General features: G+C 73.0%; 19 protein-coding genes. 7 read left to right on the top strand and 12 right to left on the bottom strand.

Annotated elements, in window-relative coordinates:
- Nucleotides 1-42: 42 nt before the first annotated feature.
- From ABTZ54_RS25240 to ABTZ54_RS25230, 3 genes are all read left to right on the top strand, one after another.
- Complete coding sequence (locus tag ABTZ54_RS25240) at nt 43-1,224, top strand: low temperature requirement protein A (protein ID WP_502997311.1); 1,182 nt, start codon at nt 43-45, stop codon at nt 1,222-1,224.
- A 28-nt stretch (nt 1,225-1,252) separates the two neighbouring features.
- Complete coding sequence (locus ABTZ54_RS25235; RefSeq protein WP_351667154.1) at nt 1,253-2,344, top strand: P1 family peptidase; 1,092 nt, start codon at nt 1,253-1,255, stop codon at nt 2,342-2,344.
- Nucleotides 2,345-2,515: 171 nt separating this feature from the next.
- Nucleotides 2,516-3,304 carry a DUF6227 family protein gene (locus tag ABTZ54_RS25230; protein ID WP_502997310.1) on the top strand — a complete coding sequence of 263 codons (789 nt, stop codon included), beginning with the start codon at nt 2,516-2,518 and terminating at the stop codon, nt 3,302-3,304.
- Between the two features lie 75 nt (nt 3,305-3,379).
- Here the strand turns inward: ABTZ54_RS25230 and ABTZ54_RS25225 are convergent, their stop codons facing one another.
- The 4 genes from ABTZ54_RS25225 to ABTZ54_RS25210 form a co-directional block, all read right to left on the bottom strand.
- The gene (locus ABTZ54_RS25225; protein WP_351667150.1) at nt 3,380-5,374 is read right to left on the bottom strand and encodes a PTS fructose transporter subunit IIABC; all 1,995 of its coding nucleotides are present in this window, start codon (nt 5,372-5,374) and stop codon (nt 3,380-3,382) included.
- 70 nt (nt 5,375-5,444) lie between these two features.
- On the bottom strand, nt 5,445-6,398 hold the full coding sequence (gene pfkB / locus ABTZ54_RS25220) for a 1-phosphofructokinase (protein ID WP_351667148.1): 954 nt from the start codon (nt 6,396-6,398) through the stop codon (nt 5,445-5,447).
- On the bottom strand, nt 6,395-7,156 hold the full coding sequence (locus ABTZ54_RS25215) for a DeoR/GlpR family DNA-binding transcription regulator (RefSeq protein ID WP_351667146.1): 762 nt from the start codon (nt 7,154-7,156) through the stop codon (nt 6,395-6,397). Before ABTZ54_RS25215 ends, pfkB begins: the two co-directional genes overlap by 4 nt.
- A gap of 220 nt (nt 7,157-7,376) precedes the next feature.
- Nucleotides 7,377-8,924, bottom strand: a complete 1,548-nt coding sequence (locus tag ABTZ54_RS25210; RefSeq protein ID WP_351667144.1) for an MFS transporter — start codon at nt 8,922-8,924, stop codon at nt 7,377-7,379.
- Between the two features lie 62 nt (nt 8,925-8,986).
- Between ABTZ54_RS25210 and ABTZ54_RS25205 the strand changes: the two genes are divergently transcribed.
- Nucleotides 8,987-9,946: a helix-turn-helix transcriptional regulator gene (locus ABTZ54_RS25205; protein WP_351667142.1), complete on the top strand. Its 960-nt coding sequence runs from the start codon at nt 8,987-8,989 to the stop codon at nt 9,944-9,946.
- Nucleotides 9,947-10,163: 217 nt separating this feature from the next.
- On the opposite strand, the gene ABTZ54_RS25200 is transcribed toward ABTZ54_RS25205, so the two are convergent.
- The gene (locus ABTZ54_RS25200) at nt 10,164-11,165 is read right to left on the bottom strand and encodes a sigma-70 family RNA polymerase sigma factor (RefSeq protein ID WP_351667140.1); all 1,002 of its coding nucleotides are present in this window, start codon (nt 11,163-11,165) and stop codon (nt 10,164-10,166) included.
- A gap of 154 nt (nt 11,166-11,319) precedes the next feature.
- On the opposite strand from ABTZ54_RS25200, the gene ABTZ54_RS25195 reads away from it, so the two are divergent.
- Nucleotides 11,320-11,832, top strand: coding sequence for a GNAT family N-acetyltransferase (locus ABTZ54_RS25195; RefSeq protein WP_351667138.1), 513 nt, complete (start codon nt 11,320-11,322; stop codon nt 11,830-11,832).
- 51 nt (nt 11,833-11,883) lie between these two features.
- On the opposite strand, the gene ABTZ54_RS25190 is transcribed toward ABTZ54_RS25195, so the two are convergent.
- Nucleotides 11,884-12,672, bottom strand: a complete 789-nt coding sequence (locus ABTZ54_RS25190) for a dioxygenase family protein (protein ID WP_351667136.1) — start codon at nt 12,670-12,672, stop codon at nt 11,884-11,886.
- A 109-nt stretch (nt 12,673-12,781) separates the two neighbouring features.
- Here ABTZ54_RS25190 and ABTZ54_RS25185 point away from each other — a divergent pair, with 109 nt between their 5' ends.
- Nucleotides 12,782-13,285 carry a MarR family winged helix-turn-helix transcriptional regulator gene (locus tag ABTZ54_RS25185; protein ID WP_351667134.1) on the top strand — a complete coding sequence of 168 codons (504 nt, stop codon included), beginning with the start codon at nt 12,782-12,784 and terminating at the stop codon, nt 13,283-13,285.
- A 46-nt stretch (nt 13,286-13,331) separates the two neighbouring features.
- On the opposite strand, the gene ABTZ54_RS25180 is transcribed toward ABTZ54_RS25185, so the two are convergent.
- Nucleotides 13,332-14,891 (bottom strand): MFS transporter, encoded by a 1,560-nt coding sequence (locus tag ABTZ54_RS25180; RefSeq protein ID WP_351667132.1) that lies wholly within the window; start codon nt 14,889-14,891, stop codon nt 13,332-13,334.
- A gap of 83 nt (nt 14,892-14,974) precedes the next feature.
- Complete coding sequence (locus ABTZ54_RS25175; protein ID WP_502997309.1) at nt 14,975-15,667, bottom strand: TetR/AcrR family transcriptional regulator; 693 nt, start codon at nt 15,665-15,667, stop codon at nt 14,975-14,977.
- 277 nt (nt 15,668-15,944) lie between these two features.
- Between ABTZ54_RS25175 and ABTZ54_RS25170 the strand changes: the two genes are divergently transcribed.
- Nucleotides 15,945-17,219, top strand: coding sequence for a M6 family metalloprotease domain-containing protein (locus ABTZ54_RS25170; protein WP_351667130.1), 1,275 nt, complete (start codon nt 15,945-15,947; stop codon nt 17,217-17,219).
- A 7-nt stretch (nt 17,220-17,226) separates the two neighbouring features.
- Here the strand turns inward: ABTZ54_RS25170 and ABTZ54_RS25165 are convergent, their stop codons facing one another.
- The 4 genes from ABTZ54_RS25165 to ABTZ54_RS25150 all read right to left on the bottom strand — a co-directional run bounded on the left by ABTZ54_RS25165 (nt 17,227) and on the right by ABTZ54_RS25150 (nt 21,910).
- The gene (locus ABTZ54_RS25165) at nt 17,227-18,924 is read right to left on the bottom strand and encodes a class I adenylate-forming enzyme family protein (protein ID WP_351667128.1); all 1,698 of its coding nucleotides are present in this window, start codon (nt 18,922-18,924) and stop codon (nt 17,227-17,229) included.
- An 81-nt stretch (nt 18,925-19,005) separates the two neighbouring features.
- On the bottom strand, nt 19,006-19,641 hold the full coding sequence (locus ABTZ54_RS25160) for a ScbR family autoregulator-binding transcription factor (RefSeq protein ID WP_351667126.1): 636 nt from the start codon (nt 19,639-19,641) through the stop codon (nt 19,006-19,008).
- A gap of 151 nt (nt 19,642-19,792) precedes the next feature.
- A complete protein-coding gene (locus ABTZ54_RS25155) occupies nt 19,793-21,139 on the bottom strand; it encodes a cytochrome P450 family protein (protein ID WP_351667124.1) in 1,347 nt (448 codons plus the stop codon).
- Nucleotides 21,140-21,223: 84 nt separating this feature from the next.
- Nucleotides 21,224-21,910 (bottom strand): ScbR family autoregulator-binding transcription factor, encoded by a 687-nt coding sequence (locus tag ABTZ54_RS25150; RefSeq protein ID WP_351667122.1) that lies wholly within the window; start codon nt 21,908-21,910, stop codon nt 21,224-21,226.
- Between the last annotated feature and the right edge of the window lie 90 nt (nt 21,911-22,000).

Raw genomic sequence — 22,000 nt, 5'->3', positions numbered from 1 at the left:
CACACCCACAATCCCCCCACCCCCCCCCGTGCCTAGTCGTTGGTGTGGCTATATACCAACGGGCCCCCCCCCCCCCCCCCCCGGCCGGGGGCGCCCCCCCCCCCCCCCCCCACGCCCCTGGAGCTCTTCTTCGACCTCTGCTTCGTCGTCGCCGTCGCCCAGGCCGGTGCCGAGCTCGTGCACGCCGTCGCCGAGGGGCACCCCGTAACCGGCATCATCAACTACACGATGGTCTTCTGGGCCATCTGGTGGGCGTGGATGAACTTCACCTGGTTCGCCTCGGCCTACGACAACGACGACGTCCTCTACCGGGTCGTCACCCTCGTCCAGATCGCCGGTGTCCTCATCCTCGCCGCGGGCGTCTCGCGCGCCTTCGAGGAGCACGATTTCCTCGTCGTCTACATCGGTTACGTGGTGATGCGGCTCGCGCTCTCCTCCCAGTGGCTGCGCGCCGCGCACCACGCCACCGACTCCACCGAGCGGACAATGTGCCTGCGGTACGCGGGCGGGGTCGTCGGCTGCCAGGTCGGGTGGATCCTGGTCCTCGTCGTCCCCGAGAACGTGCGGCCCTGGGTGTTCCTCGGGATGGCGCTCGTCGAGATGGCCGTCCCGGTCTTCGCGGAGAAGGACATCAGGACGCAGTGGCACCCGCACCACATCGCCGAGCGCTACGGCCTGTTCACGATCATCGTGCTCGGCGAGTCGATCGCCGCCGCGACGGTCGCCGTGAAGTCGGCCGTCGCCGAGAACGACGCGCTGCGCGAGCTGCTGCCGATCGCCGCCGGCGGGCTGCTCATCGTCTTCGCCGTCTGGTGGATCTACTTCGTCGTGCCCTCGCACGACCGGCTCGCCTCCAACCACGAGGGCTTCCTGTGGGGCTACGGGCACTTCCCGATCTTCACCTCGGCCGCCGCGATCGGCGCCGGTCTGGAGATCTCCGTCGAGCAGGCCGTCGGCGAGGCCCCCATCTCCGCCCTCGCCGCCGCCTCCTCCGTCACCGTCCCCACCGCCGTCCTCCTCCTCTGCGTATGGCTCCTGCACGCCCGCTACTTCAAGGTCGGCCTCGCCCAGCAGTCCGTCCTCCCGGTCTCCGCCCTCGCCATCCTGCTGTGCACGTTCGCCGGGCGCTGGGCGGTCCTCGCGGCCGGTCTGGTCGCCGCCGCGACGGTCGCGGTGGGGGTGACCCTGACCGCGACCAACCCGGCCACCCGCAAGGCCGCCTGAGCGACGACCCGCGTGGTACGCAGGGGACATGACACCGCATCGGAACGACGCAGGCACCGGGGCACGCACCGCCGCACGCAACGACGCACTCACCGACGTGGCCGGCCTGCGGGTCGGCCACGCGCGGCTGCCGGGCGCCCGGGCGCTCTCCGGCACCACCGTCGTCCTCGCCCCGGAGGGCGGGGCCGTGGCCGCCGTGGACGTACGCGGCGGGGGCCCCGGTACGCGGGAGACGGACGCGCTCGACCCCCGGAACCTCGTCCAGCGGATCGACGCCGTCGTCCTGACCGGCGGCAGTGCCTACGGGCTCGACGCGGCGGGCGGGGTGATGGCCTGGCTGGAGGAGCGGCGGCGCGGGGTGCGGGTCGGGCCCGACCCGGCGCACGTGGTGCCGGTCGTCCCCGCCGCCTGCCTCTTCGACCTCGGCAGGGGCGGCGACTTCGCGGCCCGCCCCGACGCCTCGACCGGCCGGGCGGCGGTGGAGGACGCCGCCGCCACCGGGCCGTACGCGCCGGTGGCGACGGGCTCGGTGGGCGCGGGCACGGGGGCCGTGGTCGGCGGGCTCAAGGGCGGGGTGGGGACGGCGAGCACCGTGCTGCCCTCGGGGATCACCGTCGGGGTGCTCGTGGTCGTGAACGCGGTCGGCTCGGCGGTCGACCCGGAGACGGGCGTGCCGTACGGGAGGTACTTCACGGGCGGGCGGTACGGGCGCCCCGACCCGGCCGTGCACGAGGCGGCGCGGCGGCGGCTCGCGGAGGCCCGGGCGAAGGCGGCGGCGCCGCCGATGAACACCACGCTCGCGGTGGTCGCCACGGACGCGGCGCTGACCCGCGCGCAGGCGCAGAAGCTGGCCGGGACGGCGCACGACGGCATCGCGCGCGCCGTCCGTCCGGTGCATCTCCTCAACGACGGCGACACGGTCTTCGCCCTCGCGACCGGGGCGCGCGAACTGCCCTCCGACGCGGGCCCGCTCGCCCTCAACGAGATCCTCGCGGCGGGCGCCGACACGGTCACACGGGCCATCGTCCAGGCGCTTCTCGCTCCGGAGGCGGGAGTCACGGGGCCCGGCGGGGACCACCCGGCGTACCGTGAGCTCTACGGCGACACGTACGACGACTAGCCTCCCGAACCGACTCCCGGTATACCAAAGGGAGTTGACGAACTCGTGAGGGGGGCGCGGGAACTCCATACGCGCCCCCGTTCGTTTTCCCGAACGCCGGACACGATGTCAGACCCAGGGACTACGTTTAGCAAGCACCAAGTGACATGCGGCGACGGCCTGGAGACCCCCTTGAACGATCCGCACGCTCCGCAGGATCCTTCGCACGATCCGTACGAGACGACCGACACCCAGGTTGAGCGGCTCCTCGGCCGCGCGCTCAACTCCTTCGACCTGCCCGACTCCACGGTCGAGCGCCTGGCGTCGGCGCTCGCCCACTCCAGCGCGCTGCACTCCTCGCACCACAGCGCGTCGCTGCACCGCACCACCTACCGCCACACCTATCTCCTCGCCGACGGCACGGCCCTCAGCCTCTGGGAGCTGGTGCACAACTCCGGCCGCGACGGGACCGAGCAGCACGAGCTGTACGAGGAGGAGGCCGAGGCCCGGCTCGCCGCCTCCCGCCTCCCGGCCGGCCCCTCGCTCGGCTGGAGCGTCGAGCGCGCCGACGGCACCGCCGCCGACGAGGACGACGACCTGGAGGTGCTGAGCGCGCTCCTCGCGCGCCCCATACCCGCCCAGCCCAGGATGTACGTGCCGGACAACTCCGCGGACCACGCCCGCCGGGTGCTCCGCCGCGCGGAGAACGCGGACCGGCCGGGCGAGCCGACCGCCCGACGGCTGCGGCTCGCGTTCGCGCACCACATCACCCAGGCCTTCGGGCGCCACTGCCCCGTGGAGGGCGGCCGGGACGCCGGCTTCACCCTCTACGAGCACCAGTTCCTGCTCCTCGACGGCAGCGAGGTCAGCCTCTGGGAGGTCGAGCACACGGCTACCCCGGACGGGCGCCACATGTGCGAGGTGTACGAGGACGAGCGCGCGGCCCGCGGCGCGATGGAGTCCCGCTCCCGGGTGCGCTGACGGAACGATGGAGGGGCCCCCGCGGGGACCCCTCCACTCCACCTGTCGCTCAGGCCGGTCGGGCCGGTCGGGCCCTCAGGCCGCGACGGTCACCTTCGGGCCGCTCGGGGCCTCGGCCCCGGCCGGTCCGTCCGTCTCCGTCCGCCCCGGCGCGGGCTTCCGCGCGCTCTTGAGGAGGATGACGAGCCCGGCGCTCACCACCGTGCCCGCCACGATCGCGAGCAGGTACAGCAGCGGGTTGCCGATCAGCGGGATCACGAACAGGCCGCCGTGCGGGGCCCGCAGGGTGCATTCGAAGGCCATCGACAGGGCGCCGGTGACCGCGCCGCCCGCCATCGCGGCCGGGATGACCCGCAGCGGGTCGGCCGCCGCGAAGGGGATCGCGCCCTCGGAGATGAAGGACGCGCCCAGCACCCAGGCGGCCTTGCCGTTCTCGCGCTCGGTCCTGGTGAAGAGGCGGCCGCGCACGGTCGTCGCCAGCGCCATCGCGAGCGGCGGCACCATGCCGGCGGCCATCACGGCGGCCATGACCTTGAGCGAGCCGTCGTTGGGCGTGGCGAGACCGCCGACGGCGAACGCGTACGCGACCTTGTTGACGGGTCCGCCGAGGTCGAAGCACATCATCAGGCCCAGGATGACGCCGAGGATCACCGCGTTGGCGCCGGAGAGGCCGGACAGCCAGTCGGTCAGCGCGCTCTGGAGGCTCGCGATGGGCTTTCCGATGACGAGGAACATCAGGAAGCCGACGACGATCGACGAGAGCAGCGGGATCACGACCACCGGCATGATCCCTCTGAGGGCGGCCGGGATCCGTACCTTCTGGATCGCGAGGACGGTGCCGCCGGCCACCAGACCGGCGACGAGGCCGCCGAGGAAGCCCGCGTCGATGGTCAGGGCGATGGCGCCGCCGACGAAGCCGGGGACGAGACCGGGACGGTCGGCCATCCCGTACGCGATGTAGCCGGCCAGGACCGGTACGAGGAAGCCGAAGGCCAGTCCGCCGATCTGGAACATCAGGGCGGCCCAGCTGTCGACCTGGCCCCAGTCGAAGTGCTCGGCGACGGACGGGGCCTGGTTGATGTCCCAGCCGCCGAGCGCGAAGCCGAGGGCGATGAGGAGGCCGCCTGCGGCGACGAACGGCACCATGTAACTGACGCCGGACATGAGCCACTTGCGGAGCTTGGTGCCGTATCCCTCGTCGGGCTCGCCCGCGTTCTCCACCGGGGTCGCCGTGGCGGGCGTGCTGAGCTCGCCGCGCGCGGCCTTGTCGCGGACCTCGGCGATGAGTTCGGCGGGGCGGTTGATGCCGGCCTTCACGCCGACGTCGACGGTCGGCTTTCCGGCGAACCGTTCCTTCTCCCGTACGGGGACGTCGTGCGCGAAGATCACGCCGTCGGCGGCGGCCACGACCGCCGGGTCGAGCCGGGTGAAACCGGCCGAGCCCTGCGTCTCCACCACGAGCTCGACTCCCGCCGCCCCGCCCGCCTTCTCCAGGGCCTCGGCGGCCATGTAGGTGTGGGCGATGCCGGTGGGGCAGGAGGTGACGGCGACGATACGGAAGGACCCGTGGGGCGCCTGCGCCGCCTGCGGCTCCTCCTCCTCCTCCTCCTCCTCCTGCGGCTCCGGTGCCTCCTCCCCCGCGATCAGCGCCGCCGCCTCCTCCGGCGAGGTCGCCGAGCGGAGCGCGCCCGTGAACTCGGGGTCCATCAGGTGCCGGGCCAGGGAGGAGAGGATCGTCAGGTGGGCGTCGTCCGCTCCGGCCGGGGCGGCGATCAGGAAGACCAGGTCCGCCGGGCCGTCGGGGGCGCCGAAGTCGATGCCCTCGGCCGAGCGGCCGAAGGCCAGGGTCGGCTCGGTGACATGGGCGCTGCGGCAGTGCGGGATGCCGATGCCGCCGTCGAGCCCGGTCGGCATCTGGGCCTCTCGGGCGGCGACGTCCGCCAGGAATCCTTCGAGGTCGGTCACCCGGCCCCGGGCGACCATCCGCTCGGCGAGCGAGCGGGCCGCCGCCTCCTTGCTTGCGGCGGCCAGGTCGAGGTCGACCAGGTCCGCGGCGATCATGCTGCTCATCGCGGGCTCCCTTGCTCGCTGAGGGTGAGGTCCGGAAGGACGTCGGTGGTCGTCGGAAGGGCGTCCGCGCTCATCGCGCGCCCCCCTGCTCGGTGAGGACGAGGTCCAGCGGGACCTCGGCCGTCACCGTCACCGCGGCCGGGTCCAGGTCCGCCGGGGTGGGCATCTTGCTGCCGGGGAGCTGGACGGCCGCCGCCCCGTGGGCCACGGCCGCGGCCAGGGCTCGCGGGCCGTCGCCGCCCGCCGCCAGGAAACCGGCGAGGGACGCGTCGCCCGCGCCGACGTTGGAGCGGACCACGGGGACGGACGCCCGGCCGTAGTGGACGCCGTCCGCCGTGACCAGCAACTGGCCGTCGGCGCCGAGGCTGGCGAGGACCGCGCCCGCGCCGCGCTCGCGCAGCTCCTCCGCCGCCTTGACCGCGTCGCCGACGGTGGCGAGCGGGCGGCCGACGGCCTCCGCGAGCTCCTCGGCGTTGGGCTTGACCACGTCGGGGCGGGCCGCGAGGGCGGCGAGCAGGGAGGGTCCCGAGGTGTCGAGGGCGATCCGGGCGCCGGCGCCGTGGACGCGGGTGACCAGCTCGGCGTACCACTCGGGGGCGAGGCCGCGCGGGAGGCTGCCGCAGCAGGCGATCCAGTCGGCGGCCGGGGCGTGCGCGGAGACCGTGGCGAGGACGGTCTCGGACTCCTCCGGCGTCAGCTCCGGGCCCGGCGCGTTGACCTTGGTCAGGGTGCCGTCGGGTTCGGCTATCGCGATGTTGGAGCGGGTCAGTCCGGCAACCGGCACGGGGGCGACCTCGATGCCCTGCCCGGCGAGCAGTTGGGCGACGAGCGCCCCGGGCGCCCCGCCGAGCGGGACGACGGCGACGGTGCGCCGGCCGGCGGCGGCGACCGCGCGGGAGACGTTGACGCCCTTGCCGCCGGGGTCCACGCGTTCCGCGGAGGCGCGCAGCACCGCGCCGCGCTCCAGGTCCGGGACCTCGTAGGTCCGGTCGAGGGAGGGGTTGGGGGTGACGGTGAGGATCATGCGCGGACGACCTCCGTTCCTGCCGCCTCGATGGCGGCGGCGTCCTCGGCGGCGAGGCCGCTGTCGGTGATGAGCAGATCGATGTCGGCCAGGTCGCCGAAGCGGGCGAAGTGTTCCTGGCCGTGCTTGGCGGAGTCGGCGAGCAGCACGACCCGGCGGGCGGAGGCGATGACGGCCCGCTTGACGGCGGCCTCGGCGAGGTCCGGGGTGGTCAGGCCGTGGGCGGTCGAGAAGCCGTTGGCGCCGAGGAAGGCGACGTCGGCGCGGATCTCCCCGTACGCCCGCAGCGCCCAGGCGTCGACGGCGGCGCGGGTGCGGTGGCGGACCCTGCCCCCGACGAGGTGGAGGTCGATGCCCGGGTGGTCGGCGAGCCGCGCGGCGACGGGCAGGGCGTGGGTGACGACGGTCAGGTCGCGGTCCAGCGGGAACTCCGCCGCGAGGCGCGCGAGCGTGCTGCCCGCGTCGAGGACGACGCTGCCCTCCTCGGGGAGTTCGGCGAGGGCGGCGCGGACGATCCGCTCCTTCTCGTCGGCGGCGGTGGACTCGCGCTCGGCCAGGTCGGGCTCGAAGTCGAGCCGCCCGGCGGGGATGGCGCCGCCGTGCACGCGGCGGACGAGCCCGGCGCGGTCGAGTGCCTTGAGGTCGCGCCGTACGGTCTCGGCGGTGACCTGGAACTCCTCGGCGAGGGAGAGCACGTCGACCCGGCCGCTCTCGCGGGCGAGGCTGAGGATCGCCTGCTGGCGCTCCGGTGCGTACATGTGGGTTTACGTCCGTTCCATGCCCGAACCTGTGGTTTCAGCGTCAGGCTACGCCCGGGTTTGGGGAAAGTAAACGGAATCGGGCATCGATACGGGCAGGAACGGGCATCGCGCGGACATTCGGGCCGAAGGGCCGCCCCTGGGCATGCCGAAGGCCCCGGCCCGGGGATCCCGGGCCGGGGCCTTGTGCCCTGGCAGGTCTCGGCGGCTCAGGAGCGGCTCAGGGGACGAGCACGGGCTCCTGCTCCTCGGCGGCGGAGGCGGAGGCGGAAAGCTCCGCCGCGTCCTCGCTGTCCTCCCCGCCCTCCAGGTGCTGCTTCGGCTTGGCCGGCAGCGCGAACATGATCAGGAAGATGGCGCCGAGGACCGCCGCCGCCCAGCCCAGCGAGTTCTGGAACGCGTCCGTGAACGCCGCGCCCGTCTCCGCAGGGAAGCGGGCGAGCCGCTCGTCGTCGATCGTGCCGAAGAAGACCACCGACACCAGGCCGAGGCCCAGCGCGTTGCCCATCTGGCCGGTCGTGTTGATCAGGCCCGAGGCCGAACCGGCGTGCTCGCGCGGCACCTCGGAGAGGACCGCGTCCGTCAGCGGGGCGACGATCAGGCCCATGCCCAGGCCCATCACGACGAGCGGCGGGATCATCTGCCAGGAGTGGATCCCGGTCCCGTACCGGCCCGCCTCGAAGAGGTAGAGCCCGATGCCCGCGGCCATGGTCAGGGCGCCGGCCTGGAGCACCTTGCGGCCGAAGCGCGGCACCAGCTTCTGCACCGAGAGGCCGGCCGCCATCGAGACCGCGATCGAGAACGGGACACCGGTCAGACCCGCGTGCAGCGGGGTCCAGCCGAGGCCGATCTGCATGTAGAGCGTCCAGACCAGGAAGAAGATGCCCATCACGACACCGAACGCGAGCTGGACCGCGATGCCCGCCGCGAAGCTCTTCACCCTGAACAGCGACAGCTCGACGAGCGGCGAGCCGTCCTTCTTCGTCTTGTACTTCTCGTACGCGACGAGGGCGCCGAAGACGACGAGGCTGCCGGCCATCATCAGGTGGCCCCACAGCGGCCAGTCCAGCTCGCGGCCCCGGGTCAGCGGGTAGATCAGCATGAGCAGCGCGGCGGTGACCAGGACCATGCCCACGATGTCCAGGCGGAGCGCCTTCGGGGCCTTGGACTCGGTGATGAAGCGGCGGCCCAGGATGAGGGCGGCGACGCCGACCGGCAGGTTGATGAGGAAGATCGGGCGCCATTCGAGGCCCGCGATGTTCCACTGCGTGAGCAGCGCGCCGAGCAGCGGGCCCGAGACCGCGCCCAGGCCGATGATCGCGCCGAACATGCCGAAGACCTTGCCGCGCTCGTGCGCCGGGAAGGTGACGTGCACGATCGACAGGACCTGCGGCACCATCATGGCCGCCGCCGCGCCCTGGAGCAGGCGCGAGCCGACCAGCATCTCCTGGTTGGCGGCGACGCCGCACAGGGCCGAGGCGATCGTGAAGCCCGCGGTGCCGACCAGGAAGAGGCGCTTGCGGCCGTAGATGTCGCCGAGCCGTCCGCCGGTGATCAGGCCGGCGGCGAACGCCAGGGCGTACCCGGCGGTGATCCACTGGATCGCGCCGAAGGAGGCGCCGAGGTCCCGCTCGATGCTGGGGATCGCGATGTTCACGATCGTGGCGTCGACCAGGTCCATGAAGGCGGCGGTCATGACGATGGCGAGGGCGATCCAGCGCCTCTTGTCCGTGGGGGCCGCGTCCGTGACGGCGTCGTGTTGACTCATATGAGAAAGATAAGAGTGATGTAGGCCAGTCCGTGTCCTAGATGGGCCGCATCCTGGAAGACATGACGGACACTCCGGCACGACTCCTGAATCTGCTGTCGCTCCTCCAGACCCCGCGCGAGTGGCCCGGCAGCGAGCTCGCCGAGCGGCTCGCGGTCTCCGCGCGCACGATCCGGCGGGACATCGACCGGCTGCGGGACCTCGGCTATCCCGTCGAGGCGACGATGGGCGCGGTGGGCGGCTACCGCCTGGTCGCCGGTACGGCGATGCCGCCGCTGCTCCTCGACGACGAGGAGGCGGTGGCCATCGCGGTGGGGCTGCGGGCGGGCGCGGGCCATGCCATCGAGGGCGTCGAGGAGGCCTCCGTACGGGCCCTGGCCAAGCTGGAACAGGTGCTGCCGTCCCGGCTGCGGCACCGGGTCTCCACCCTCCAGAACGCGACGATCCCGCTGACCCGCGGGGACGGCGCGACGGTCGCCCCCTCCACGCTCACGGCGCTCGCGGGCACGGTGACGGGCCACGAGCGGCTGCGCTTCGGCTACCGCGCGGGCGACGGCACCGAGACGAAGCGGCTCGTGGAGCCGTACCGGCTCGTGTCGACCGGGCGGCGCTGGTACCTCGTCGCGTACGACCTGGGGCGCGAGGACTGGCGCACCTTCCGGGTCGACCGGGTGAGCGACCCGTTCCCGACGGGCGCCCGCTTCACCCCGCGCGAGCTCCCGGCGGAGGACGCCGCGGCCTACATGGTCCAGTCGATGGCCAGGACCCAGCCCGAGCTGGACCTGGACGTCACCTTCGAGGCCCCGGCGGAGTTCGTCGCGGCCCGCCTCCCGTCCCACCTGACCCCGACGGCGACGAGCGGGACGACCTGCCGCCTCCGCACCCGCACGACCGACTCGACCGAGTGGCTGGCCCTCCGCCTGGCCCTGGTCGACGCGCCCTTCAGGATCCACGGACCGGAGTCGCTGCGCGAGTACGTGGCGGACCTGTCGACGCGGCTGGACGCGGCGACGCGCGCCTGAAACTGCGCCCGGCCTCCGACCGGGCTCGGTGTTCCCACCCGCACCACCCGTGCGGGTGGGGGACAGAGGTGCGGGTGTCCCTGCGGGGGGCAAGCAGCGTCGGCGGGTGCGGGGCGGAGCCCGGTGACGGGGCCCGGTGACGAGGCCCGGGGCCCCGAGCCGACGGCGGGGCCCGGTGTCGAGCACCGGGCCCCGTCGTCGTCCGTCGCCGGCCGCCCTAGGCCACCGCGTCGAAGCCCGTGTCCGTTGCCATCTTCTTCAGTTCGAGGAGCGCGTGCTTCTCGATCTGGCGGATGCGTTCGCGGGTCAGGCCGTGCTGCTTGCCCACCTCCGTCAGGGTGCGCTCGCGGCCGTCCTCGATGCCGTAGCGCATACGGATGATCGAGGCGGTGCGCCCGTCCAGCTTGTCGATGAGGTCGTCCAGCTCCTCGCTGCGCAGCAGGGTCAGGACCGACTGCTCCGGCGAGATCGCCGACGTGTCCTCCAGGAGGTCGCCGAACTGCGTCTCGCCCTCGTCGTCCACCGACATGTTGAGCGAGACCGGGTCGCGCGCCCAGTCCAGGACGTCGGTGACCCGCGCGGGGGTCGAGTCCAGCTCGGCCGCGATCTCCGCGGGCTCCGGCTCGCGCCCGTGCTCGCGGTTGAACTCGCGCTGGACGCGGCGGATCCGGCCGAGCTCCTCCACCAGGTGGACGGGGAGCCGGATGGTGCGGGACTGGTCGGCTATGGACCGGGTGATGGCCTGGCGGATCCACCAGGTCGCGTACGTGGAGAACTTGAAGCCCTTGGCGTAGTCGAACTTCTCGACCGCGCGCACCAGGCCCGCGTTCCCCTCCTGGATCAGGTCGAGCAGCGGCAGCCCGCTGCGCGGATAGCGCCGGGCCACGGCGACGACGAGTCGCAGATTCGACTTGATGAAGAGGTCCTTGGCACGCTCGCCCTCGGCGAAGAGCGCCTCCAGCTCCTCACGCGTCGCGCCACCCGCCTCGCTCTCCACCTCGCCGTCGAGGATCTGCCGGGCGTAGACGCCCGCCTCGATGGTCTGGGAGAGCTCGACCTCCTTGGCGGCGTCGAGCAGGGGGGTGCGCGCGATCTCGTCGAGGTACATGCCGACCAGGTCGCGGTCGGCGATCTCCCCGCCCACGGCGCGAACGCTGCTTGCCCGGCTGCTTCCGCTCTTGGCGGAGGACTGACGACGGGCGACGGCACGGGTTGCCATGCGTGCTCCCTTGCTGAGTAGGTCGCGACACCCTTTCGGGTGCCCTGCATCCGACGGAAACAACGACTGGAATCAGGACAGAATTCCCACCCGGCACATGGATTTTCGCGATCATGCAGTATCCTGCGCCGCCGGCGACAGCGAGGGCAGGGCGATGGAACCCACGGACACGCAGGTCAGAGCGGCTACGGAGGGCGATCTGGCCGCCCTCACCGAGCTCTACAACCACTACGTGCGTGAGACCGCCATCACATTCGACACGGAGCCGTTCACTCCGGAGCAGCGACTCCCTTGGCTCCGCTCCCACCCTGAAGACGGCCCCCACCGTCTCCTGGTTGCTCAGCGCGCGGAGACGGGCGAGATCCTGGGGTACGCGACGAGCAGCGCCTTCCGCCCGAAGGCCGCCTACGCCACGTCCGTGGAGGTCAGCGTCTACCTCTCCCCCACCGCCGGCGGCCGGGGCATCGGCACGCTGCTGTACGAGGAGCTGTTCAAGGCCCTGGCCACGGAGGACGTCCACCGTGCGTACGCCGGGATCGCGCAGCCGAACGAGGCGTCGACCCGCCTCCACGCACGCTTCGGCTTCCGCCCCATCGGGACGTACGAGGAGGTGGGCCGCAAGTTCGGCCGCTACTGGGACGTGGCCTGGCACCAGAAGGATCTGTGACGGGCGTCGCGGGGGCCTCCGAGACGGCGGTCGCCACGACGCCCCGCCCGCTCAGCCGAACTGGACCGACCGCTTCGCGAGCCCCATCCAGAAGCCGTCGATGACGCTGCGCTCCTGATCCAGGTCGCCCGCCGCGTCCGCCGCACCCATCGCCACGAAGAGCGGGGCGAAGTGCTCGGTGCGCGGGTGGGCGAGCCGTCCGGCGGGGGACTTCGCCTCGAAGTCGAGCAGGGCGTCGACGTCGCGCGCGACGAGGGCCTCGTGCCCCCAGGCGTCGAACTCGGCGGACCAGCCGGGCACGCCGGGGCCGGTGTGGCGCAGGGCGGCGAGGTTGTGGGTGAAGAAGCCGCTGCCGACGATCAGCACGCCCTCGTCGCGCAGCGGGGCCAGCCTGCGCCCGATCTCCATGAGGCGGCGGGGGTCGAGGGTGGGCATGGAGATCTGGAGCACCGGGATGTCGGCGCCGGGGTACATCTCGACGAGCGGCACGTACGCGCCGTGGTCGAGCCCCCGGTCGGGCATGTCCTGCACGGGCGTGCCGGGGGCGCGCAGCAGCTTGCGGACGGACTCGGCGAGCGCCGGGGCGCCCGGGGCGGCGTACTGGACCCGGTAGTAGTGCTCGGGGAAGCCCCAGAAGTCGTAGACGAGCGGGACGGTCTCGGTGGCGCCGAGGGCCAGCGGGGCCTCCTCCCAGTGGGCGGAGACCATGAGGATCGCCTTGGGGCGGGGCAGCGTCCCGGACCAGGCGGCGAGCTCGCCGGGCCAGACCGGGTCGTCGGCGAGCGGCGGGGCGCCGTGCGAGAGGTAGAGGGCGGGCATCCGTTCCAGCGTGGCGTCCATGGCGTCCGCCTTTCGTCCGTGCTCCCAGGAGCCTGTCATTGAACTTTCAAGTTCACTGTCCCCAATAGCGTAGGTCCATATAGTTCAACTTTCAAGAATGAGTCGTACGATGGATGCCATGACCGTGACCGAACCCCGCTGGCTCAGCGACGAGGAGCAGTGCGTCTGGCGTGCCTACCGCCATGCCACCACCCTCCTGGAGGACCATCTCGACCGCCAGCTCCAGCGTGACGCCGGGATGCCGCACACGTACTACGGGCTGCTGGTCCAGCTCTCCCAGGCCCCCCGGCGGCGGATGCGCATGACGGAGCTGGCCAAGGACGCGAAGATCACCCGCTCCCGGCTCTCGCACGCCGTCGCGCGCCTGGAGAAGAACGGCTGGGTGACCCGCGAGGAGTGCCCCTCCGACAAGCGCGGCCAGTTCGCCGCCCTGACCGACGAGGGGTACGAGGTGCTGCGCAGGACCGCGCCCGGCCATGTCGCCGCGGTGCGCCAGGCACTCTTCGACCGGCTCACCCCGGAGCAGGTCGAACAGCTCGGCGCCATCATGCGCACGGTGGCCGAGGGCCTCCAGCCGACGGGCCCGGACGCGGACCTGCCCTGGCTCCGCTGAACGGGAGCCAGGGCAGGCGGTGACGCGCGAGGGGGGCGACCGGGGATCAGTGGGCGATGACCGGGACCGTCACCTCGTCCGCCGCGCCCGCGCCCGCGCCCGCGCCGGAGCCCGAGGCGGCCACCAAACCCGCGCCCGGCTTACCGGTGTTGATCAGGGTCAGCGCGATCGTGGCCGAGGCGACCAGGATGCCGACCGCCCACCAGATCGCCGCCGAGTAGCCCTCGACCATGCCCTGGAGCTGGAGCAGCTTCTGCGCCGCCGGGGTGGTCGCGCCCGCCGCGTGGTCGACCAGGTACGCGGTGGTCGCCGAGGCGGCGATCGTGTTCAGCAGGGCCGTACCGATGGCGCCGCCGACCTGCTGCGAGGTGTTCACCATCGCGGAGGCCACACCGGCGTCCCGGGGGTCGACCCCGTGGGTGGCCAGCGACATCGCCGGCATGAACGCCGTACCCATGCCGAGGCCCAGCAGCAGCTGCGCCGGCAGGATCAGACCGGCGTACGAGGAGCCGATCTCCAGCTGCGTCAGGAGCAGCATGCCGACCGCGGCGGTCAGGAAGCCGGGGCCCATCAGGAAGCGCGGCGGGACCCGGGTCATCAGCCGCGTACCGATCTGGGTGGATCCGGTGATCATGCCCGCGATCATCGGCAGGAAGGCGAAGCCCGTCTTGACCGGCGAGTACCCCTTCACGACCTGGAGGTAGTAGGTCAGGAACAGGAACAGGCCGAACATCGCGATGACGGCGAGCCCCAGCGAGAGGTAGACACCGCCGCGGTTGCGGTCGGCCACCACGCGCAGCGGCAGCAGCGGCGACTTCACCCGCGACTCGACGAGGGCGAAGGCGCCCAGGAGCACGACCGCGCCGACGAACAGGCCGATGGTGACGGGGTCGCTCCAGCCGTCGGACTCTGCGCGCGTGAAGCCGTACACCAGGGAGACCAGACCGAGGGTGGACAGGACCACGCCCGGGACGTCGAGCCGCGTGCGGTTGCGGCCGCCGGCCGGCTCACGGATCACGAAGTACGCGCCCAGGGCGGCGACGATCGCGAACGGGATGTTGACGAAGAAGGTCCAGCGCCAGTTCAGGTACTCGGTGAGGAAGCCGCCGAGGATCAGGCCCACGGCGCCGCCGCCACCGGCGATGGCACCGTAGATGCCGAAGGCCTTGGCGCGCTCCCTGGCGTCGGTGAACATCACCGCGAGCAGCGAGAGGGCGGCCGGGGCGAGCAGCGCGCCGAACGCGCCCTGGAGCGCGCGGGCGCCGAGCATCATCGCCTCGCCGGTGGCGGCGCCGCCGAGGGCGGAGGCCGCGGCGAAGCCGATCAGGCCGACCACGAAGGTGCGCTTGCGGCCCCACAGGTCGGCGACCCGGCCGCCGAACAGGAGCAGACCGCCGAAGGCGAGGGCGTAGGCGGTGATGACCCACTGCCGGTTGCCGTCCGAGATCCCCAGGTCCTGCTGGGCGGAGGGCAGCGCGATGTTCACGATCGTCGCGTCGAGCACGACCATCAGCTGGGCCAGGGCGATGAAGACGAGCGCCTTCCAGCGGCTCGGGTCGGCTTGGGCCGGAGCCGGGGAATCCGGGATGTCGGCGATTTTTGACATGGGGGCAGCCACCTCTTGGCGCGTACGGGTGAAAACTACTGAAAACGGACTTCTAAGAAGGCGTTACGGAGCTGAGCGCGGGGTCACGAGGAGCAGCGGGCATCGCTCCTCAGGTCCTCCAGGGTCGCGGCGGCGCCGGGGAGTTCGGAGCGCGCGGGCGCCTCCAGGCCGTCCAGGAACACCTGGAGGTGCCGGTGGACGAAGCGGTCCATGTTCAGGCAGCCCGTCCCCGGCAGCGGCCTGGTCAGCTGGGAGACGGCGACCATCAGGTCCCCGACGCCCACGTCGGCCCGGAGCCGGCCGGCCGCCTGCGCCCGGTCGACGAGGCCCTGCACGGCCTCCTCCAGACGCTCGCGCTCGGCCCGCAGGTCGGGGTGGTCCTTGTCGAAGCCGCCGTCGAGCATCGGGCACAGGGCGCCGATCCGCTCGTCGGCGGCGGCGTGGGTGAAGCGGCGCAGGGCGGCGAAGGTGTCCGCCTCCTCCGCGCCGGCCTCCAGGGCGCGCTCGGTGACGCGGGCCATGAGGGAGTTCACGACCTCGCGGACGAGGTCGCCCCGCTCGGGGAAGTTGCGGTAGAGCGTCGCGTTTCCGACGCCCGCGCGGCGCGCGATCTCGTCGAGCGGCACCTGGGCGCCGAACTCGACGAACATCTCCCGCGCGGCCGTCACGATCCGCTCGCGGTTGCGCAGCGCGTCCGCGCGGGGGCGGGGCACCCGGCGCACCGGCGCGTCGTCGGCGGTGCCGGTACCGGTACCGGTGCTGCTGCTCCTACTCACTGCCCTGCCTCCCATGAACGGATTGACCGGTGAACGGATGGACCGGCTTCCCTTATCCGGGGACCAAGTCCCCACTTCGTTCGACTCAGGCTTAAACGGGGACTTGGTCCCCGGTTATTTCCCCTCTCACATGTGACCTGGGTCACATCGAATGGCCGAGCGCGCGAGCCGCTCCGGGGTACCCCGGTCGGGCCACCCGACGCGCGCTCCCCCGACCCCCGCCACAGGCTGATCCCACGGTGCCGACCCAATCGGCGCAGATCAGAGAGGCGACCGCATGCAGGAGTCCCGCCGGCGGATACGCAGACCCATCGCCCTGGCCTCGGCCGGCGTGCTCGCGCTCGCCGCCCTGGTATCGGCCAGCACGACCCTGCCCGGCCCGGCTCCCGCCTCCGCGGGACCCGTCGCCGCCGGACCCGGGGAAGCGCCGCTCGGACCGTGCCGGATCGCCACGACGATGGGTGTGCAGATGTCGGAGGGCCTGCCCACCTCCCCCGGATACGCGCGGTCCACGGGGCGGATCAGGGCGCTCAACCTGATGGTCGACTTCCCGGACGCCCCCGGCGAGGGCACCGCCATGAGCCGCTACCGCGAGTTCTTCCCGCAGACCGCCGACTGGTTCCGCACCAGCTCGTACGGCCGCCTCGTCTACCAGCCCGAGGCCCCGATACCCGACTGGCTGCGGATGCCCCGGACCTTCTCCTCGTACGGCGTCGAGCGCGGCTCCCCGTACGAGCCGGGCTACCGCAGGCTGGTCGAGGACATCGTGAAGGCCGCCGACGCGAGGGTGGACTTCAGCGCGTACGACCTGGTCAACGTGCTCGTCACACCCAACGCGGGCCCCTCGGCCCTGGACACCGTCCTGTCCGTCACCTTCTCCGGCAACGACGACGCCCCCTACGCGGACGGGGTCCCGCTCTCCAACACGTCCTTCGTCTACAGCCGCCAGGACGACGGCTCGGGGACGTACGCCGAGACCGGCTACCGGGTCCTGCCGCACGAGAACGGGCACGTCTTCGGCCTGCCCGACCTCTACACCGTCGACGGCGGCGGCACCGTCGGGCACTGGGACATCATGTCCGAGGACTGGGGGGCCAACAACGACCTGCTCGGCTGGCACAAGTGGAAGCTGGGCTGGCTCGACAACGACCAGGTCGGCTGCGCCTCGCGCACGGGCGACGTCGAGTACGCCCTGACCCCGCTGGCCACCACCGGCGGCCGCAAGCTGCTCTTCGTCCCGCTCTCCGACAAGGCCGGGTACGCGGCCGAGGTCCGCACCCGCGAGGGCAACGACGAGGCCGTCTGCCGGCCCGGCGTCCTGATCTACCGCGTCGACACCGACGTGGACACCGGCCGCGGCCCGGTCACCGTCACCGACAGCGAACACGGCAGCGGCGGCTGCACCCGCCGCCCCAACGTCCACGCGGAGCTCTCGGACGCCCCGTACCAGCCGGGCGAGAGCTTCACCGACCGGGCCAACGGCATCCGGATCAGCGTGATCGCGGAGGACGAGACGACGGGCGGCTACCGGGTGCGGGTGACGCGGGGCTGAGGGCGGGTCACCCCGGGAGGATCCCCTCCCCGAGCTCCTCCCCCAGCTCCTCCCGCAGGCGGCGCTTCAGGACCTTGCCCGTCTCGTTGCGGGGCAGCTCCGCCTCCCGTACGAAGACGTGCGCCGGGACCTTGAACGCCGCGAGCCGTGCCCCGACATGGGCCCGCAGCCGGGCGGGGTCCGGCGTCGCGCCCGCGCGGAGGCGGACCACGGCGGCGACCTCCTCGCCGAGGGTGGAGTGTGGGACGCCGACGACGGCGGCCTCGACGACGTCCGGGTGGTCCTGGAGGACGCCCTCGACCTCGACGCAGTACACGTTCTCGCCGCCCCGGATCACCATGTCCTTGATCCGGTCGACGATCGTGACCCGCCCGTCCCTGACGTGCGCCAGGTCGCCGGTGCGGAACCAGCCGTCCGGGGTGAACGCGGCCCGGGTCGCCTCCTCGTCGCCCCAGTAGCCGCGGATCAGCGACTGGCCGCGCAGCCACAGCTCGCCGACGCCGTCGGCGTCCGGGCTCTCCACGCGCACCTCGGTGGCGGGGGTGGGCCGCCCGACGCTCTCGGGATGGGCCCGGTACTCGGCGCCGAAGTTGGCCAGCACCCCGCCGCAGGTCTCGGTGAGGCCGTAGCCGTTGCGGGGCTCGACGCGCTCCCCGTAACGCGCCGCGATCAGCCCGGCGATCCCGGGCGGGGCCGCCGCTCCCCCGGTGTTGAGCATGGTGAGCGACGCCATCGGGTCCCCGGCGCGCCCGGCGGCGTCGAGCAGCTGGAGCGCGGTGGTGGGGACGCCCGCGTAGTGGGTGACGCCGTGGGCGCGGATCAGCTCCAGGGCCCGTTCCGCGTCCCACTTGCGCATCATGACGAGCGTGCCGCCGGCCGCCATCACCGAATAGAAGGAGGTGAACGCGGCGACGTGGAAGAAGGGGAAGGTGATCAGCGAGACCGGCGCCGGCCCGGCCCCCGGCATCAGGCCGCGGCCGAGCGCGGAGGCGGCCGCGTGGTAGCGCGGGTTCATCGCCGCACCCGCCTGGGCGAGATGGGTGGCGACGGCTCCCTTGGGGCGGCCGGTGGTGCCGGAGGTGTAGAGGACGGTGGCGTCCTGCTCGGGCAGCACGTCCACGACCGGGGGCCCGAGGACCGGGTCGAGATCGGGGACGTACGCCTCGAAGCCCTCGGGCGGCCCGCAGTCCGGCTCCCCGTGGAAGACGATGCCGGGTACGGAGCGGGCCCGGGCCCAGGCGGCGACGCGCGGGACCCGCTCGCCGTCCACGAGCAGGACGCGGGGCGCGCAGTCGTCGAGCGCGTACGTGAACTCGCCCTCCGTCCACCACGCGTTGAGCGGTACGGCGACGAGCCCGGCGAGCTGCGCGGCCCAGAAGGCGATCTGCCACTCGGGGTGGTTGCGCATCGCGACGACGGCCCGGTCGCCGGGGCGCAGCCCGTGGACGTCCACGAGCCGGCGGGCGAGCCCGCAGGCGGCGTCGAAGAACTCCCGGTAGCTCAGCACCCGGTCGTCGGCGACGAGGAAGGGCCGGTCGCCGTACCCCCAGGTGGCCTCGACGAACTCCCGCAGGGTCCGGGGCCCGCCGACGTAGACGCCGTCCTCGACGGCGAAGGGGGCGCCGGGGGCGGTGAGGAGGCGGGGTGTTCCCGTACGCGGGTCCGCCTCCCGGTCCCTCCGCGGGTCGTTGTGCGGTTCGACCACGACTGCCACTCCTAAGCGCTCGCTCAGCCCGCCGGCCGCCGACGCTATGCCCGCCCCTCCGCAGCGTCAAGAGCAGCCGGTCTACCCCGCCGTCGCGGGCTCAGCCGCCGGGTCGCCCGAGGCGACGAAGAGGCCGACGCGGGCGGTGCCGACCACCCGGGGCAGCAGGAAGGACCAGAAGCGGGTCAGCGGCGCGCGCTCCAGCCAGCAGGGGTCCTGGTGGCCAAGGACCTCGTGCCCGGCGGCCACGGCCACCACCGCCGCGGCGACGTCGCGGGCCGCCGCGTCCGGGGCGAGCAGCCCCTCGCGCTCGGCCCGGGCCACGGTCGACTCGACCCAGTCGCGCCAGAGCCGCCGCAGGTCCTGGGCCGCCCGCGGCCGCCGCTCGGAACCCGCGCTCAGGTCGAAGCCCGCGCGCAGCACCGCGTCGGCCCGCAGCCCCTGCACCAGTTCATGGCTGGCGTCGATGAGGATCTGGAGCGACAGGGCCTCGCGGTCGCGGGTGATCCGGACGAGCCGCTCCCCCGCCGCGCCGACGACCGCGTCGGCGAGCGCCGCCTTGCTCTGGAAGTGGAAGTGCAGCGCACCGCTGCTGACTCCGGCGCGGGCGCTGATGGTCGCGAGCGAGGCGACCTCGAAGCCGTCCCGGTCGAAGAGCGCGGCGGCCGACTCGATGAGCGCGTTGCGGGTCCGGATCGCCCGCTCCTGCTTGGCCAAGGGGCCTCCGTCGCTACCGCCGCTCCGTCGCGGGCGTGCCAACACGTGTCACTCTTCCGAGCACTTTAACAAACCGGCCCTGCGGTTTTCAGTGGGAGCGAAAGAGAGGCGGACCGCCCCGCCAGGACCGGCCAGGACCGTCCGGGACCGGCTAGACGGCCAGTCGTACGGGCAACGCCCCGTACCCGTTGAGGAGGAAGGTCGGCATCGGCGCCAACGCGGTCGCGGAGCAGCCGAGTTCCAGGCGGGGGAAGCGGTCGAAGAGCGCGGAGAGCGCGACGGACGCCTCCAGGACCGCGAGCGGGGCGCCGAGGCAGCGGTGCACACCGTGGCCGAAACCGAGCGTGTCCCGGTCGGTGCGGAGCAGGTCGAAGCGGGCGGCGTCGGCCCCGTACCGGCTCCGATCGAGGCCCCCGGCCGCGAAGTTGACGAGGATCGGGTCGCCCTGGGCGATCCGTACGCCGTCGAGCTCGATGTCCTCGACGGCGAAGCGCATCGGCGAGTAGGCGGCGGGGCTGTGCGTACGGAGGGTCTCGGCGACCACGTCCTCCCAGGAGGCCCGGCCGGCGCGCACGTGGCCGAGCTGCTCGGGGTGGGCGAGCAGGGCGGCGGCGGCGTTGACGATGAGCGCGGCGGTGGTGTCCTGGCCTGCGGCGATCAACAGGAAGAGGGAGCCGAGGAGTTCGTTCTCGGTGAGCGCGTCGGCGCCGTCGCGGGCGGCGATGAGGGAGGAGGTGAGGTCGTCGCCGGGCGCCCGGCGCCGTTCGGCGACGAGCCCGGCGAGCTGCCGGAAGGCGGTGCCGCGGGCGGCCTCCATGGTGGCGGCGGAGACGCTGGAGCTGAACACCGTGCGCAGGGCCGCGGTGAGTTCGTCGCGGGCAGCCCCCTCGGCGACGCCGAAGAGCTCGCAGATGACCTGGAGGGGGAGCGACTCGGCGTAGGCGGTGCGGAGTTCGGCGGTGTCGCCGGCGTCGAGCGTCGCGGCGAGCGGGTCGAGCAGCGAGGCCGCTATCTCCTCGATACGGGGCTTGAGCGCGGCGGTCCTGCGGGCGGTGAACGCGGCGGCGACCAGGCGGCGCAGGCGGGCGTGCTCGGCCCCGTACGAGAAGAGCATGTTCTCGTTGGCGACCCAGGGGTAGAGCGGCCACTCGGGGGTGATGCGGCCCTCGACGAAGGCGGGCCAGTGCCGGCGGGCGTCCTTGGAGACCCGGGGGTCGAGCAGCAGCCGTTCGACGTGCTCCTGCCCGACGACGGCCCAGGCGCGTACGCCGCCGGGCAGTTCGATCGGGACGGCGGGCCCTTGCGCGCGGAGCGCGGCGGCCTCACCCGCGAGGTCCTGCCCGGTGACGTCGAGGGGGTGGGGGGCCAGGGCGACGCGCGAGGCCAGGGAGGCCTGGGAGACCTGGGAGGCCAGGGAGGCCTCTGCGGCCTCGGGGGCATCGGGGGCATACGGGCAGGTGGCCATGCCGGTACGGGTGTCCATGTGTGTGCGCTCCATTCGGTTCAACCTTGATTCCGCGCCCCCACCGCACGCGACCGAGGAGAACGCCCGCTTCCGGCCCTCCGGGCCCTCCGGCTTCCGTCAGCCGCCGGTGATCGTGACGGCGGCGCCGCCGTCGCGCAGCCGTACCGCCTCCTCGTACGACTGCTCGGCACGGGAGGGGCTGAAGTCGAGGCGGACGAGCACACCGGGGACGGCGATGGCGCTCAGCAGCGTCCGCATGAGGTCCGCCTCCCGCTCGACGATGTCCCCGTGCCCGGTCATGATCTTGGACAGCACCTGGACTCCGGTGAAACTGCCGGTGAACAGGGCGGCCGCGGAGGGGATGTCCACGTGCGGGAGCAGCTCGCCGGCCTCCTTGGCGCGGCTGAGCAGGTCGACGTTGTGGTCGATCCACCCCTGCATGGGGACCCGGCGGTCGAGCCCGTCGTGGGGCGAGCCCTGGTCGACGGTGAGGCGCACGCTGCCGCGCACCATGGGGTCGCCGACGTGCAGCAGATGGGCGAGGACCAGCGCCTCGTCCGTGATCTGCTGCAACAGGAGTTCACGCTCGGGCACGGGAGGGAGGGCGGCGACCTGCCCGGCCAGCACCTCCTGGGCGAGCTCTTCCTTGGAGGCGAAGTGGAAGTACAGGGCGCCCTTGGTCACGCCGCACTTCTTGAGGACCTCGGAGATCGTCGCCGCCTCATAGCCGACCTCGTCGAACAGTTCGGCCGCCGCGAGCACGATCTTCTGGCGCGTGCGGATGGCCCGTTCTTGCTGTGCCACTACATCCCTCCGTACCCCGCGGCCTGCGAGGCCGGGAGGCTGGTATTCCAACGGCTCACATGGAGTGATGAGTCGGCGACCGGTCCGCAC

This window comes from Streptomyces sp. NPDC094032 (assembly GCF_040303965.1).
Lineage (GTDB): Bacteria > Actinomycetota > Actinomycetes > Streptomycetales > Streptomycetaceae > Streptomyces.
Note: the sequence above shows the minus strand (reverse complement) of the source record. Positions and strands in the feature narration are given on the sequence as shown.